The sequence below is a fragment of the Streptomyces sp. NPDC127177 genome, from assembly GCF_042672475.1.
Classification (GTDB): domain Bacteria; phylum Actinomycetota; class Actinomycetes; order Streptomycetales; family Streptomycetaceae; genus Streptomyces.
Genome location: NZ_JBHXUW010000031.1, coordinates 40,195 through 55,749, shown reverse-complemented (window position 1 = coordinate 55,749; position 15,555 = coordinate 40,195). Strand labels below are relative to the sequence as shown.

Sequence of the window (15,555 nt, the reverse complement as noted above, 5' to 3'; positions counted from 1 at the left end):
CGCCCCCCGCTGCGGCTGTCGTCATCCCGTCAGCTCTTGTACGCCTTGGCCGCGTCGGACTCCAGCTTGGCTTGAGTCCCCGCGATGTCCTTCGGGTTCTTCAGGAAGTCCTGCAGCGTCTTCCACTCACCCTTGCCGGGCGTACCGCCGAACGACTGCGGTGCCTGGTCGGACATGTCGAACCGGACACCGTCACCGGCCGCGATCAGCGCCTTGGCCATCGTGCGCTGCACCTCGTTGGGGTACGCGGTGGCGTCCAGGGCCTTGTTGGGCGAGATGAACCCGCCCTGCTCGGCCCAGATCTTCGCGGCGTCCGTGGAGGCCAGCCAGGTCAGCAGGGCCTGCGCGCCCTTGCTGTCCTTCAGGGCCACCGCGGCGTCCCCGCCGGTCACCACGGGCGACTCGGCGCCGACCGCGGGGAACGGGAACACCTTGGCGTCCGTACCGATCTTGGCCTTCGTCTGGGCGATGTTGACGCCGACGAAGTCACCCTCGAAGACCATGGCGCCCTTGGGCTGGTCGCCGCCCGTGAACGTCTGGGTGACCGAGGCCGGGAACTCCGTCTGGAGCGCGCCGTCGGCACCACCCGTGATCAGGTCGGGCTTACCGAAGAGCTGCGCGAGCGTGGTCAGCGCGTCCTTGACGGACGGGTCCGTCCACTTGATCTTGTGCTGGGCGAGCTGGTCGTACTTCTCCGGGCCCGCCTGGGAGAGGTAGACGTTCTCGAACCAGTCGGTCAGCGTCCAGCCGTCCGCACCGCCGACGGAGACCGGGGTGACACCCGAGGCGGACACCGTCTCCGCGGTCGCCAGGAAGTCCTTCCAGGTCTTCGGCTCGGCCGCCCCCGCGTTCTCGAACGCCTTGGTGTTGTACCAGATCAGGGACTTGTTGGCGGCCTTGAAGTACACGCCGTACTGGGTGCCGTCCACCGCGCCCAGGTCCTGCCAGACCTTGGAGTAGTTCTTGGCCAGCTGGGCCTTCGCCTCGGCGCCGGCCGGCTTCGCCCACTTCTTCGCGACGGCCTGCTGGATCGCACCGACCTGCGGGATCATCGCGACGTCCGGCGGCTGACCGCCCGCGATCTTCGTACCGAGGAAGTTGACGATCGGGTCCTGCGCCGGGACGAAGCTGACCTGTGCCCCAGTGCGCTTCTCGAACTCCTTCAGGACCTTGGTGAAGTTGGCCTGTTCCGGCCCGGTCCAGACCGCGGCGACCGAGATCTTCTCGCCGTCCAGTTTCGGTAGTACGACACTCGACGCGCTGTCCTTGCTTCCCTCGGACCCGCCCCCGTCGGTCTTTCCCTTTCCGCCGTCACCGTCGTCGCCGCAGCCCGTGAGGGCCAGCGCGCCGATGGCTGTGAACACCAAGGCCGCCCTGCGAACCCGAAGCGTTGTGCGCATCCCTGCCCCGTCTCTCCTGTGCGCGTGCACTGACCGGCACCGTCGGATCCCGACGGTGCCGGTCATTCATCATGTGGTCGTGTGCGCACAGTCCTACGCCCGGCACCCGGGCGCCGCAATACCAACCTCGGGCCCAACTCGGTGATCGTGATGGGCTCGTGACGTCAGGTCAGGGGCGGTATCCGGAGATTGGGGACGACAGGTCAGTGACCGCCCTCAGGGGTGAACGGGCGCCAGGGGTGCCAGCGGCTCGGCGTTCACCGAACGCGCCGCCCGTTCCAGCGCACTGGCCAGCAGAGCGAGATCCGTCGGGCCGTTGCCCAGCTCGCGCACCGGGCGGCGGGTGGGCGGGTCGCCCATCCGCTCCCACTCCAGCGGTACGACCGTGGGCCGCAGCGTCGCCGTGCGCGGGATTCGGCCCGACACCCGGCCGCCCTGGAACGGTGTCACCCGGCCGTCCGGGTGGCCCAGCCGGCCGCGGCCCGGTGCCGGATCGTCCGGCGATGGCGGGACGACGGGCGGATCGAGCACCACCCGCAGCCGGGCCCCGCGCGCCAGATCGGTGTCCTCCGTACGGTCCGGGCGGGCGGACGTCGCGACCAGGTGGATGCCGAGCCGGCCGCCCTCCCTGGCCACCGCCTCCAGCGCCCGCACGACCGAACCCGCGGTCGGCCGGCCCGGGCTGCCGAGCGCGGGGGCGATCAGCGCGTCGAAGTCGTCCACGAGGACGACGAGCCTGGGCAGCGGCGAGGGACCCGGTTCCGGCGGCGGGGCGGCGAAGGGCCGCAGATGCAGCGTGCCGCTCGTCCGGGAGTCCACGTCGCCGCGCTGCTCGGCCGTGCCCTGCGACCGCGGGGCGACCATCTGCCGCGCCACCTCGGGCCGGCTGTGCCACTCGGCGAAGTCGAGGCCGCCCAGCAGTTCGGCCCGCCGCTTCACCTCGGCGCCCAGTGCCTGGGCGAACTCCCGCATCCTGATCGGGTCGGACGCCACCAAGTGCGTGAAAACGTGCGGGAGTTCGGTGCAGGGGCGCAGACTCTCGCCGCGCTCGCCGCCGGCACCGTCCACCAGCAGGATGCCGAGCCTGTCCGGTCGGGCGGCGGCCGCCAGCGACGCGGCGACGGCCCTCAGCAGCTCGGTACGGCCGCTGCCGCCCGGCCCCTCGATCAGGAGGTGCGGCCCCTCGTCGGCGAGGTCCACACTCACCGGCCCGCGCGGTCCGGCCCCGAGCACCACGACCGGCCGCCCGGCGAAGACCGACGCGCCCGCGGGGGCCGGTCGGGGGGCGCCCTCCGTGGCCGCGCCGCCAGGTCCGGAGCCGGTGCGGGCGGCGACCCGGGGGGCGTCGCCCTGCCGCGGGCCGCTGACCCGGTTCGATGAGCGCCCCGAACCGGCGGCGCGCAGGCTGCCGGTGCCCGGCACATCCGCGGAGCCGTCCCGGGCGCGGGTGTCGGAGCCCGGCAGCGTGCGCGAACTCGGTGTGTCCCCGGGATCCGCGTCGTACCGCTGCCCGCCCGCCCGTGGGTGTGGGGTACGCCCGGAGACGGCGGCGTCGGGACGGTCGGGGTACGGAGTGCGGTCCGAGCCCGTGTTGTCGGGACGGCCCGGGTAGGGAGTGCGATCCGAACCGGGTCCGTCTGCGCGGGGATACGGGGTGCGGCCCGAGCCCGTGCCTTCGTACGTGTCGCCCCGGCCGGAAGCGCGCGGCTGGCCGGCGTGGGTCTCGTTCGACCCGCCGCGAGTCTCGAAGGCGCTGGGGTGGGGCATGCGGCCGGAGCCGGAGCCGTCCGGGTTCCGGGGGTGGGGCGTGCGGCCGGAGCCGGGACCGCCGTCCGGCGCGCCCGGGTACAGGGTGCGGCCCGACTCCCGGTTCTCCACGACATCCGGGTACGGAGTGCGTCCGCTGCCCCGGCCGCCCGTGCTGTCCGGGTACGGGGTGCGGCCCGAGCCGGGGCCGTCTGTGCGGGGGTACGGCGTGCGCCCCGAGCCCTGGTCGGCCGGGGTGCGGGCTGACTCGCTGCTGGTGCGTTGGGCTCCCACCCGGGGGGCCGGACCCGACGGGTGGCTCGCGCCGCCGGGCCAGCTGCCGGAGCCGCGGACCGTCGCGCCCGGCTGGTCGTCCGCCGTCGAGGCCCAGCGGGCCATCAGGGAGGCCGGGGTGGCGCGGGCCAGGCCCAGTTCGTCCAGGAGGCGGGCGGAGGGCGGGAGCGCCACCGTCGTCGGGCGGCCAGGCAGCGCGGTCGAGCCCTCCGCGCGAAGCGGGGCCAGGGCCCGTCCGAAGCGCTGCGCCCAGTGCGCCGACACCGCGTCCACGGAGGCGACCGTGCCGTGGCCGGCCGCGTGACCGCCCGCCGTGCGCAGCAGCCGCAGGGCCGTCGCCACATCGCCGCTGAGCATCGCCACGGCCCCGCACTCGCGGAAGGCGATCGAGGCGTGGCACGCCGCCTCGTAGGTCGCGGCGACCGGAGATGTGGGGGTGGCGGCCGGGGTCTCGGCCAGACAGATCAGGTGGATGCCCGCCGCCGCGCCGGCCGCGGCCAGCCGGGCGGTGTTCTCGCGCAGGACCGCGGAGCCGGGGTCGCCGTCCACGATCACCACGGTGAACGGGCCCTCGTGGTGCCGGGCGGCCTCGGCGACCGTCGCCCGGTCCAGACTCGCCCAGCCCGGGCCGAGCGGTCCGTCGTCCAGCCGGCGCACCAGCTCCGTCGTGCGGGCCACCGCCTGCTCGCGGTCGTAGGCGAGCAGCAGCCGGCAGTCCTGGCCGTGCATCGGCCGAAGGTGCGGCAGCCAGCCGAGCCAGGACCACTCACGTCTGCGTTCGTCCACCCCGCGCGCCCGGTCCGTGCTGATCAGCACGATCTCCAGGTCGGCGGGGGAGTGCAGAGCGGCCAGCTGCGCCACCGCGGAGCGGGCGAGGCCCGTCAGCCGGGCGCGCGGTCCGGCGAGGCCCAGGGAGCCCGCCTCCCGCAGCCCCACGGTCACCGGCACGGCGGGCAGCTCGGCCCGCTCCGTCGTGCCCAGCCGGACCACCAGCGCCTCCGGGTGCGCCCAGTCGCGCTCCCACAGCCGGGGGCCGGGGCCGAGCGCGGTCAGCAGCACGGACGCCGGATCGGGCCAGGTGCCCTCCGGGACGGTGGGCAGCGCGGTGAAGGTGGCGGGGGCCGGGAGCTGTGCGGCGGTCTCGTCGGGAGCGCTCTCGTGGACCGGATCGCCCTTGCCGCCCGCCAGCCGGCGGGCCCAGGCGCCTATGCCGCCCCGCCGGGGCGGCTCCTCGTCGGGGTGGCGGCCGGGACGCCCCGGTTCGTACTGCGATCGGGCCGCGTCCTGCCCGGCGCCGATGTCGTCCCCGCCGCGCTCGTGGCCGTGGGCGGCGGGCTCCTCGTGGGCCCCGGGGGCGGCCGGGCTGTAGGCGTGGGCGGCGCCGTCCCCGTAGCCGTGGTGCGTGGCCGCGGCGGGGGCTGCGGGTGCTCTGGCGACCCGCAGGTGTCCTTCGCCGTCCGGTGCGGTCTCCAGCGTCGCCGTGCGCGCGCCGGACGTCAGGCGCAGGGTCGACTCGCCGAGCCGCAGCAGGGCGCCCGGCTGCAGCCTGACCGGACGGTCGCGGACCTCCGCGCCGTCCAGCGATGTGCCGTTGGTGGAGCCGAGGTCGGCCACCGAGACCCGGCCGTCCTCGGAGACCGTCACGGCACAGTGCAGCCGGGACACGTCCGGATCGTCGAGCGGGACGTCGGCTTCGGCCGAGCGGCCGATCCGGATCCGGCCGCCGTGCAGCAGATGGACCCCGCCCGCGTCCGGTCCCGCGATCACGTGCAGGCGCGCCGGAACGGCGTCGTCCACCGTCTCGTCCTCGCCCGGGGACTGGAGCGAGAGCACCGCCCCGTCGACCAGGGGCGGCTCACCGAGCGCGCACCGCTGCGTGTCGAGCCGCTCCCGCCCGGCGAACAGCACCACCGCACCGCTGCCGAGGGAGCCGTCGGGCCCGGAGACGGCAGCGGCGAGGCTGGACGCCACGGCGGCCAGCGCCGTCCCCGCTGGGGCGGTGACCAGCACGTCGCAGGCGCGCGCCGGGGTCTGGCCGCTGCGCGGCGCGAGGACGGTCAGCCGGATCTGCATCGCCGTCAGCGGTCCCTTCTGCGCGGGGTGCCCGGCAGGGGAAACGCCCTGTGATTCCCCCCACCCGGCACGGACGCGTCGTCCGGTACAGGTTCGTCACGTGCCGCAGGGCTCCCGGCCCCACGGTTCCGTGCTGGAGGCATCCTCGCACCTGCCACTGACAACACGCCCGGGGGTCACCGCTAAGTGATCTTGAAACGTCGGCTGTGCGCCCAAAAGTGCCTGCTTGGCCCGTTCTCGGTCGCGGCCGAAACGGTCCGCTCCGGCCCCCTCGTGGCCACCCGCGGCAACCATCCGTCCCGAGTGAGCGTCTTCCTCCGCAACGGGTGCGCCCGTGGCCGTGAGCACCGGCCGCGGGGGAATTCGGGACAAAGCGGCAAGCGGACGGACTCGGTCACCCACCGCCGGACAGGCTCTAGAGTGGGCCGGAAACTCCTGGAGGGATCCAAGGGATCCGAGGGATCCGGGGGACCGCAAGCACCACGATCAGCAGGGAGCGCATGACGTGCGGCCGGTAGGCAGCAAGTACCTGCTCGAGGAGCCGCTGGGACGCGGCGCCACGGGCACCGTCTGGCGCGCCCGCCAGCGCGAGGCCGCGGGCGCCGAGGCGGCCGTCACGGGCCAGCCCGGCGAGACCGTCGCGATCAAGGTCCTCAAGGAGGAGCTCGCCAACGACGCGGATGTCGTCATGCGGTTCCTGCGCGAGCGATCCGTGCTGCTGCGGCTGACCCATCCGAACATCGTGCGCACCAGGGACCTGGTCGTGGAGGGCGATCTGCTCGCCCTGGTGATGGACCTGGTCGACGGCCCGGACCTGCACCGCTACCTCCGCGACAGCGGCCCGCTGACCCCGGTCGCCGCCTCGCTGCTCACCGCGCAGATCGCGGACGCGCTCGCCGCCAGCCACGCCGACGGCGTCGTCCACCGTGACCTGAAACCCGCCAACGTTCTGCTCGACGAGCGCGACGGCGCGATGCACCCGATGCTCACCGACTTCGGCATCGCCCGGCTCGCGGACTCCCCGGGGCTGACCCGGACGCACGAGTTCGTCGGTACGCCGGCCTATGTGGCGCCCGAATCGGCGGAGGGCCGCCCGCAGACCTCCGCCGTCGACATCTACGGCGCCGGAATCCTGCTGTACGAGCTGCTCACCGGCCGGCCGCCGTTCGCCGGCGGCACGGCGCTCGAGGTCCTCCAGCGGCACCTCAGCGAGGAGCCCCGCCGCCCCAGCACCGTCCCCGCCCCGCTGTGGACGGTGATAGAGCACTGCCTGAGCAAGGACCCCGACCGCCGGCCCAGCGCCGAGAACCTGGCCCGCGGGCTGCGTACCGTCGCCGCCGGTATCGGTGTGCACGCCACGCCCGCGCAGATCGCGGCCGCCGACGGGGTGGCCGCCCTGCTCGCGCCCGACCCCGCGCCCACGGCCGTCCCCGAGGCGCCCGGCGCGGCGGACCCGACGCAGGTGCTGCCCAGCAACGCGGGCTCGTACGACCCCAACGCGGTCACCGGTGTCATGCCGCAGAACACCGGCCACAACGCCGGTCACGCCGACCCGACCGCGGTGTTGCCGCCCGTACCGCCGCGCCCCGAGGACGCCCCGCAGCCCGACGGGCCGCACCCGTGGCAGTCCCAGCTCCAGGCCGCCCGCGACCGCAACGAGCAGACGCAGGTCCAGTACCTCGACCCGAGCCAGGACCCGTTGCGCCGCCGCCCCCAGCGCCAGCAGCCTCAGCAACAGCAGCCGCGCCGGCAGCAGCAGTACCCCCCGCAGCACCAGCAGCAGCAGTACCAGCCGCAGCGGCAGCAGTATCAGCCGCAGCCCCAGCAGCAGTACCAGCCGCAGCAGCAGCGCCAGCAGTACGCGCCGCAGCAGCAGCCCCAGCAGCCACAGCAGCCCGCCCAGCGCCCGCCCCGCGAGCCGAGGCAGCGCAGCGCCAACCCGATGAAGATCCCCGGCCTCGGCTGCCTGAAGGGCTGCCTGTTCACGCTGGTGCTCCTCGTCGTCGCGAGCTGGCTGATCTGGGAGCTCACTCCGCTGAAGGACTGGATCGGACAGGGCCAGAGTTACTGGCACGCGATCAGTGACGCCGCGGACAAGATCACCGGCTGGATCTCGAAACTGGGCGGCGACAGCAGCGGTTGACGGGGCGGGGCGCCACCGATCCGGGCCGGCGCCCTGTCAATTCTGTAGCTATATCGACTTCTGCGGACCAATTCCACGGCAATTCGTACGCAGAAGTGAAGGTTGGCGTCATCCTGCGCACGCAACCCCCCGATCGCCGCGTAACTTTGTCGACCGGGGGTTGTTGAGCGAGGGTCCCATCGCCAGCCGCTGAGGGAGCAGTCTTGGCACGGAATATCGGCAGCCGGTACACCGCCCACCAGATCCTGGGGCGCGGCAGCGCCGGCACGGTGTGGCTCGGCGACGGCCCCGAGGGGCCGGTCGCCATCAAGCTGCTGCGCGAGGACCTCGCGTCCGACCAGGAACTCGTGGGCCGGTTCGTCCAGGAGCGCGCCGCCCTGCTCAAGCTCGACCATCCGCACGTCGTCGCCGTCCGCGACCTCGTGGTGGACGGCAACGACCTGGCCCTGGTCATGGACCTCGTCCGCGGCACGGATCTGCGCACCAGGCTGGACCGTGAACGCAGGCTGGCCCCGGCGGCCGCCGCCGCGATCGTCGCGGACGTCGCCGACGGCCTCGCCGCCGCGCACGCCGCCGGAGTGGTCCACCGCGACGTCAAGCCGGAGAACATCCTGCTCGACATGGAGGGCCCGCTCGGCCCCGGCAACTCCCACCCCGCGCTGCTCACCGACTTCGGCGTGGCCAAGCTGATCGACACCCCGCGCCGCACGAAGGCCACCAAGATCATCGGAACGCCGGACTATCTGGCCCCCGAGATCGTCGAGGGGCTCCCGCCGCGCGCCGCCGTCGACATCTACGCCCTCGCGACGGTTCTGTACGAGCTCCTCGCGGGCTTCACACCGTTCGGCGGCGGCCACCCCGGCGCGGTCCTGCGCCGCCACGTCACCGAGACCGTCGTCCCGCTCCCCGGCATCCCCGACGAGCTCTGGCAGTTGCTGGTCCAGTGCCTGGCGAAGGCCCCCGCCTCCCGGCTGCGCGCCTCCGAGCTGGCGGCCCGGCTGCGCGAACAGCTCCCGCACCTGGCGGGCATCCCGCCCCTGGACGTGGACGAGCCGGACGACGAGCCGGAGGCCCAGCAGCACGGACCGGGCTACGACGAGCAGCAGTACACCCCGGCCGCCGAGGAGCCCCGCCGTCGCGGCGCGGTCCCGCTGGTCCCCGGCTCGTCACCCGACTCCAACCGCGACACCCACACGAGCATGCGGGTGCCGGCCCCCGACGAGCTCTCCGGCGGCCCCCGGGGCACCGCCCGTGCCCCGCGCGCCCCCGGCCGGCCCCGGCCCGGCTCGGCCCGCAACAAGGCGGCGGCCATCCGTAAGCGCCGGATCACCCTGGGTGCGGCGGCGCTGATACTCGTCGCCGCTCTCGGCGTCGGCGGCTGGCTGGCGATGAGCGGCGACGACGCGGGAGCGACCCCGCAGGACACCAGGAACTCCGCCCCCGGCAACCCCTGAGCGGCGGGCCGGCGGGGTGGCGATCGCCCGGCCCGAGGATTGTCCGCGCCGACAGCCGTTACGCTGGACCCGTGGCAGTCGTCGATATTTCCGAAGAGCTGAAGTCCCTCTCCTCGACCATGGGGTCGATCGAGGCCGTCCTGGACCTGGATGCGCTGAGGTCGGACATCGCCGCGCTCGAGGAGCAGGCGGCAGCGCCGTCCCTCTGGGATGACCCGGAGGCGGCGCAGAAGATCACCAGCAAGCTTTCGCACCTGCAGGCCGAGGTCCGCAAGACCGAGGCCCTCCGCGGCCGGATCGACGATCTCGAGGTTCTCTTCGAGCTCGCCGAGGACGAGGGCGACGCCGACGCGCTCGCCGAGGCCGAGGCCGAGCTCACGTCCGTCCGCAAGGCGCTCGACGAGATGGAGGTCCGCACCCTCCTCTCCGGTGAGTACGACGCCCGCGAGGCGCTCGTGACCATCCGCGCCGAGGCCGGTGGCGTGGACGCGGCGGACTTCGCCGAGAAGCTCCAGCGCATGTACCTGCGCTGGGCCGAGCGGCACAACTACAAGACCGAGGTCTACGAGACCGCGTACGCCGAAGAGGCCGGCATCAAGTCGACCACCTTCGCCGTGGAGGTGCCGTACGCCTACGGCACGCTCTCCGTGGAGCAGGGCACCCACCGGCTCGTCCGGATCTCCCCGTTCGACAACCAGGGCCGCCGCCAGACGTCCTTCGCCGGCGTCGAGGTGCTGCCCGTGGTCGAGCAGACGGACCACGTCGAGATCGACGAGTCCGAGCTCCGCGTCGACGTGTACCGCTCCTCGGGCCCCGGCGGACAGGGTGTCAACACCACCGACTCCGCGGTCCGGCTGACCCACCTGCCGACCGGCATCGTCGTCTCCTGTCAGAACGAGCGCTCGCAGATCCAGAACAAGGCGTCCGCGATGAACGTCCTCCAGGCGAAGCTCCTCGAGCGCCGCCGCCAGGAGGAGCAGGCGAAGATGAACGCGCTCAAGGGCGACGGCGGCAACTCCTGGGGCAACCAGATGCGGTCGTACGTCCTGCACCCGTACCAGATGGTCAAGGACCTGCGTACGGAGTTCGAGATGGGCAACCCCGAAGCGGTCTTCAACGGCGAGATCGACGGCTTCGTGGAGGCGGGCATCCGCTGGCGCAAGCAGAGCGAGAAGTAGCCTCACCCGAACAGAAGTTGGAGCCCGGGCGGTCATCACGCCCGGGCTCCTCCGCGTTTCCGGAACGGGCGAGTCGAGGGGATGTCGTGGTGAATGCGTCACAGTCGTGGTCCCGAATGAGGGTCACCTCCCTTCAAACCAGGGCACATTGCACACAACGGCCTTGACGTAGTCCTTAACTCTGGACAGGCTGCTGAAGCAGCATGCGTATGTCTGGGACGGGTGTGATCGGGGGCGGGCGGCATGGCCACGGCACGACGTGAGCCGGCGTTCGGAGCAAACCCCGCAGGGCCATCGCCCCGCATATGGCTGCTCCACTGACGAGAACAGCTACTGGGGGTAGCAGCACATGACGAAGAAGACGCGAGTCCGCGTCGCGCGGATAGCGGCGGGTGCGGTCATCGCCGCAGGCGCCTCGCTCACCGCCGCCGGTGCCGCACAGGCCATCGGTATCGGCGTGGATGTCGGCGGGCTCAACGCCGGTGTCAATGTCACGGCCGGTGAGGGCGACGACGAGGGTACTACTGACGGGGGCGCCGACGGCGACCCGCTCGGCGGCGTGGACGCGGGTACCGATGGCGGTGCTGACGCGGGTACGGATGGCGGTACTGACGCGGGTACGGATGGCGGTACTGACGCCGGTACCGATGGCGGTGCTGACGCGGGTACGGATGGCGGTACTGACGCGGGTACGGATGGCGGTACTGACGCCGGTACCGATGGCGGTGCTGACGCGGGTACGGATGGCGGTACTGACGCGGGTACGGATGGCGGTACTGACGCCGGTACCGATGGCGGTACTGACGCGGGTACGGATGGCGGAACTGACGCCGGTACCGATGGCGGTACTGACGCGGGTACGGATGGCGGAACTGACGCCGGTACCGATGGCGGTACCGACGCGGGTACGGATGGCGGAACTGACGCCGGTACCGATGGCGGTGCTGACGCGGGTACGGACGCCGGTACCGATGCAGGTACGGACGCCGGAACCGACGCGGGCACCGACGCCGGTACCGCTGCCGGCAGCTCCACCTCCGGCTCCACCGAGGGCGACGCGGGCACCTGCACCGTCGACCTCGACGGTGCCAAGTGCGCGGACAACACCGACACCGACTCGGTCGGCAACCAGCCGGCCGAGCAGGGCAAGGGCAAGGACGAGCTCGCCGAGACCGGTGCGGGCCAGACCACGTTCCTGCTGCTCGGTGCCGCGACGATGATCGCCGGAGGCGTCGGCTTCCGCTTCCTGCCGCGTCTGGCGGGCGGCCGCACGGCCGCCTAAGGGCACAGCAGCACCGCACGAAAGAGAGGGACCCGGTCCGCGGAAGCGGACCGGGTCCCTCTGTTCGTGCGCCTCGTACGTGGGGGGAGCGAGGGTCAAGCCGTGGTCCTGGCCGTCTCACGCGGCTCCGCGGCGGGAGGCACCTCCGTGGAACCCACGACGTCCACCACGTCGGCGACCGGAGTGCTCGTCGCGGGGACGCCCTCCCGTCGGGCGGAGAGGAAGCTGACGGCCGCGCAGACCAGCGCGATCACCCCGACCACGTACCAGTTGAGGCCCGGGGTGTGGGTGGAGCGCGAGAGGTCGTAGAGCGCACCTGCCGACAGCGTGCCGACCATGTTGCCGAAGCTGCGGAAGAAGTGCATCGCGCCCATGGCCCGCGCGAGCCGGTCCGCCGGCATCCGGTTGGCGACCCAGAGGTCGAAGGACGGCGTGAACAGGATGTCGCCGAAGACCACGACCAGGCAGCCCACGACCACCCACGTCGCCGTCTGCCCCGCGCCGAACAGGGCGTACGCCGCGGCCATCGCGAGGAACGCGACGCCCATGACCTGGCCCGGCCGCAGCCGCTTCGACATGTAGCGGAACGCCGGGTACTGCAGGACCAGGAGGGCGAGGCCGGTGATCCAGAAGGGGGTGGAGACCGGCAGCTCCGAGGCGAACTCCTCCATGTGCAGGGGCATCCCGACGAGGAAGGTGATCGACAGCACCCAGAAGACGCTGGAGAGCAGGAAGTAGCTGCCGCCACCGCCGAGCTGAAGGCCCTTCAGGATCTGCACGTTGACCAGCGGCGACCGTTCGGCAGCCGGTTCGCGCTGCCCGCCCGCGTCGGCCGGGATGAACGAGGCCGCGGCGGCGCAGTACCCGGCGAACAGGACGAACACCACCAGGAACAGGATCGCCATGGACGATCCGAGGAAGATGCCGCCGATCACCGAACCCGCGATGACACCGAGCTGGCAGGACATCTGGAACGAGGAGAAGGCCTTGGGGCGGTCCTTCTCCGGCAGTGTGCCCAGGATGTTCTTCAGGCCCGGGAAGGAGATCCCGGAGCCGAAGCCGACGAAGAAGGCCAGCAGGCTGTAGAACAGCACCCCGTGCGCGAAGCCCATGCCGCCCAGCGCGACGGCCTCCACGGCGATGCCCACGATGATGCTCGACCGGGTGCCGAACCGGGCGGCGACCCCCTCGTAGAAGAAGGTGGCGCTCAGCCGGCCCACGTACGTCAGGAACATCACGAAGCCGGCCCAGAAGCCGCTGTACTCCACGCCGAGCGTCGAGATCAGATGCGGGAACCAGATGTAGTTGCCGATGTGGGCGAGGGCGATTCCGGAGTTGACGCCCAGCAGTACCTTGCGGCTCTCCGGGCTCAGGACATGGCGTTCCTGGCGGCTCATACGGTGACCTTTCCGTGGGTCGGGGTGGCGCGCAGGTCGCGGATCGCCGCCACGATCGCCGCACGGTCGACGGCCCTGCCCTTGATGTACGTCGCCTGCGGAAGCTCCGACAGGGGACGGCCGGCGGCGGCCGGCGCGATCAGGTTGAACGTGGCCGGACGGCCCTCGGCGATGAGATCCGTCGACGGCTCGCGACCCGACAGTTCGTCGAAGAAGCCGCGGGCCGTGCTGGTCGCCGTGCGCAGCAGAGCCTCGCGCAGCCCCGGCTTGCCCAGGTCGTCACCGGCCAGCAGATCCAGCTCGCCCTTGAGCGCGTCGCCGTGGAACGCGCCGGTGTTGCCGCAGTCCGTGCCGATCAGCAGCTTTCCGCGCTCCAGAGCCGCCAGGCTGTTGTCGCGCATGTTGACCAGCGCGGCGGTCCGGGTGTCCTGGACCTGGAACTGGATGCCGAAGGGCTCCTCGATCTCCGACACGTACGTCAGGTTGGCGAGGTCCTGGGTCTCGCGGAAGCCGGGACGCTCGTACTCGCGCAGGAAGTCCTGGCGCTCCATGATCATGGGGCGCAGCCCGCTCAGCGTCGAGACGAACCGGGCCCCCTCCAACTGCTGCCAGTCGGCGGCCGACAGGCCGACGTCCCGCACCGGGTGGGCGAAGATCCGGAAGCCGAAGGAGTAGGCCTGCATCACCTCGTCACGGGTGTTGCAGTCGATGACGGTCCTCAGCCCGGCCTCGGCGGCCAGCCGCGGTACGTGGGAGAGGATGTCGGCCGGCAGCCGGGAGAAGCGCTTGGCGCTCTCCGGCTGTTCGGCGCCCTCGGTGAACATGACCTTCAGGAAGGTGGCGCCGCGGGCCGCGTTGGCCGCCAGCACCGTCGCCAGGTCGTCCTGGACGCCCAGCATGAAGACGGGCGCCGGGAATTCGACCCCGTGGCCGTAGTGCCCGTCCAGGTCCTTGGTCGCCGTGGCCGCGTAACCGCAGTGGGCCACCTCGGGCCAGGGCAGCGGCGACTCCTCCTTGCCCTGTTCCCAGCCGTCCTTGACCAGCGGGAAGCCGAACATGTCCACGACGTGCGTGACCCCGTGGTAGAGGTACTGCATCGCCGAGATGCGGGGGTCGTCCAGCGAGTCGTCGAAGTTGGCGGGCAGCCCGAGGTGGGCGTGCGCCTCGGTGAAGCCGGGCCACAGCTCCGGCGTCGCACTGTCGTCCGCGGCCCGGTCCGCGACGGCCCGGACGGCGGCGAAGTGGCCTTCCTCCACGCTGACTTCGTACAGGGCGCCCGGGTCGAGTTCCGGGATGGCGACGCGCATCAGCGGGCCACCTTCGCGGAGATGGTGAACTCGATGTCGTCGAGGGCCGCCCGCACGCGTCCGGCCGCCTCGTCCCGGTCCTTGCCGGTGTAGATCAGGTGGCCGAGCCAGTCGAAGTTGCTCTTGGAGAGCCGGGAGACGGTACGGCCGGGCTTGGCGTACGCGAGCGCCTCCTCGAATCCCGGGGAGCCCTTGAGGCGGTCGAAGCCGATGGAGACGATCTCTCCGTCGACGGGCGAGCCGAACCAGTGCCCGCCGGCGATGACATCACCGGGGACGGGCAGTTCGGGGTCCTCGCCGAGGGCCTGGCGGATGACCTCCAGGTAGGGGTTGACGCCGCTGGAGAGCTCCATCAGCTGCGGCACGATGCCGCCGGTGAGCCGGCCGTTGACCTCGCAGAGCACCGGTCCGCCCTCGGCGAGGATGTACTCGGCGTGGATGAAACCGAAGTCGACGCCGAGGCCCTTGAGTACCTTCTCGTTCATCGTGAACAGCTCGGCCTCCAGCGGATGGCCGCGGAAGTAGGTCAGGCCCATCTCGATGAAGTACGGGAAGCCGCTCAGATTGCGGTCGGTGATGCCGAGGTTGACGATCTCACCGCTCCGCAGCACGCACGCCTCGACCGAGACCAGCTCGCCCTCGACGAACTCCTCCACGACGATCTCCGGGATGCGGGTCACGCCGCGGCCGTAGTCGTCCACCTTCGCCAGGTCGGCCAGGTAGTCGTCGAGCTCCTGGTCGTTGCGGAGCAGCAGGACGTGCAGGCTCGCGGTGCCGTCGGACGGCTTCACCACGCACGGGAAGCCGATCTCGCGGACCGCCGCCACCATGTCCTTCGGGTCGGCCACCGAGACGAAGCGCGGCTGGCGCACGTCCGTGTTCTCCAGCGTCAGGCGGGTGCGGTGCTTGTGGCGGGCGTTGAGGGCCCCCTCCACGCTCATCCCGGGCAGCCCCAGTGAACGGGCCACCGACGCGGCGTGCACCGTGTGGTACTCGCTGTACGTCATGACGCCGTGCACCGGATTACGGGCGTGGATCTCCTTGGCGAGCCGCTCCAGCTCGTCGATGGAGAAGGCCTCCACGCTCTTGATGACGTCGCACTTGGGATGTGCGAAGGCCGCCTCGGCCAGCGGGGATGCGCCGAGGTAGAAGTCGGGGTCGGCGGAGACGAAGGTGACGTCGTGACCCAGCTGGAGGGCGTTGGCGATGCCGGCGATGCCGTTCGGGTTGCATTCGACCATCAGGATGTGCATGGCGGATTCCTTTACGTAGAACGGGAGT

At 72.1% G+C, this 15,555-nt stretch carries 9 protein-coding genes; 4 read left to right on the top strand and 5 right to left on the bottom strand.

Annotated features, from left to right (window positions below):
- Positions 1–29 precede the first annotated feature (29 nt).
- Both ACFVJX_RS20290 and ACFVJX_RS20285 read right to left on the bottom strand, forming a co-directional pair.
- The gene (locus ACFVJX_RS20290) at positions 30–1,400 is read right to left on the bottom strand and encodes an ABC transporter substrate-binding protein (protein WP_384132684.1); all 1,371 of its coding nucleotides are present in this window, start codon (positions 1,398–1,400) and stop codon (positions 30–32) included.
- A 216-nt stretch (positions 1,401–1,616) separates the two neighbouring features.
- Positions 1,617–5,513: an FHA domain-containing protein gene (locus tag ACFVJX_RS20285; RefSeq protein WP_384132687.1), complete on the bottom strand. Its 3,897-nt coding sequence runs from the start codon at positions 5,511–5,513 to the stop codon at positions 1,617–1,619.
- Positions 5,514–6,018: 505 nt separating this feature from the next.
- Between ACFVJX_RS20285 and ACFVJX_RS20280 the strand changes: the two genes are divergently transcribed.
- From ACFVJX_RS20280 to ACFVJX_RS20265, 4 genes are all read left to right on the top strand, one after another.
- Positions 6,019–7,656 (top strand): protein kinase, encoded by a 1,638-nt coding sequence (locus ACFVJX_RS20280; RefSeq protein ID WP_384132691.1) that lies wholly within the window; start codon positions 6,019–6,021, stop codon positions 7,654–7,656.
- Between the two features lie 203 nt (positions 7,657–7,859).
- Positions 7,860–9,110, top strand: a complete 1,251-nt coding sequence (locus ACFVJX_RS20275) for a serine/threonine-protein kinase (protein WP_384132694.1) — start codon at positions 7,860–7,862, stop codon at positions 9,108–9,110.
- Between the two features lie 71 nt (positions 9,111–9,181).
- Positions 9,182–10,288, top strand: a complete 1,107-nt coding sequence (prfB, locus tag ACFVJX_RS20270) for a peptide chain release factor 2 (protein WP_384132697.1) — start codon at positions 9,182–9,184, stop codon at positions 10,286–10,288.
- 349 nt (positions 10,289–10,637) lie between these two features.
- The gene (locus ACFVJX_RS20265; RefSeq protein ID WP_385745266.1) at positions 10,638–11,570 is read left to right on the top strand and encodes a hypothetical protein; all 933 of its coding nucleotides are present in this window, start codon (positions 10,638–10,640) and stop codon (positions 11,568–11,570) included.
- A gap of 95 nt (positions 11,571–11,665) precedes the next feature.
- Here ACFVJX_RS20265 and ACFVJX_RS20260 read toward each other — a convergent pair whose 3' ends face one another.
- From ACFVJX_RS20260 to ACFVJX_RS20250, 3 genes are read right to left on the bottom strand one after another with little or no spacing between them, the layout of a single operon-like run.
- Positions 11,666–12,967, bottom strand: coding sequence for an MFS transporter (locus ACFVJX_RS20260; RefSeq protein ID WP_384132703.1), 1,302 nt, complete (start codon positions 12,965–12,967; stop codon positions 11,666–11,668).
- Positions 12,964–14,274: a hydrolase gene (locus tag ACFVJX_RS20255; protein ID WP_384132706.1), complete on the bottom strand. Its 1,311-nt coding sequence runs from the start codon at positions 14,272–14,274 to the stop codon at positions 12,964–12,966. The genes ACFVJX_RS20260 and ACFVJX_RS20255 overlap by 4 nt, the downstream gene beginning before the upstream one ends.
- A complete protein-coding gene (locus ACFVJX_RS20250) occupies positions 14,274–15,527 on the bottom strand; it encodes an ATP-grasp domain-containing protein (RefSeq protein WP_384132708.1) in 1,254 nt (417 codons plus the stop codon). The genes ACFVJX_RS20255 and ACFVJX_RS20250 overlap by 1 nt, the downstream gene beginning before the upstream one ends.
- Positions 15,528–15,555: the final 28 nt, after the last annotated feature.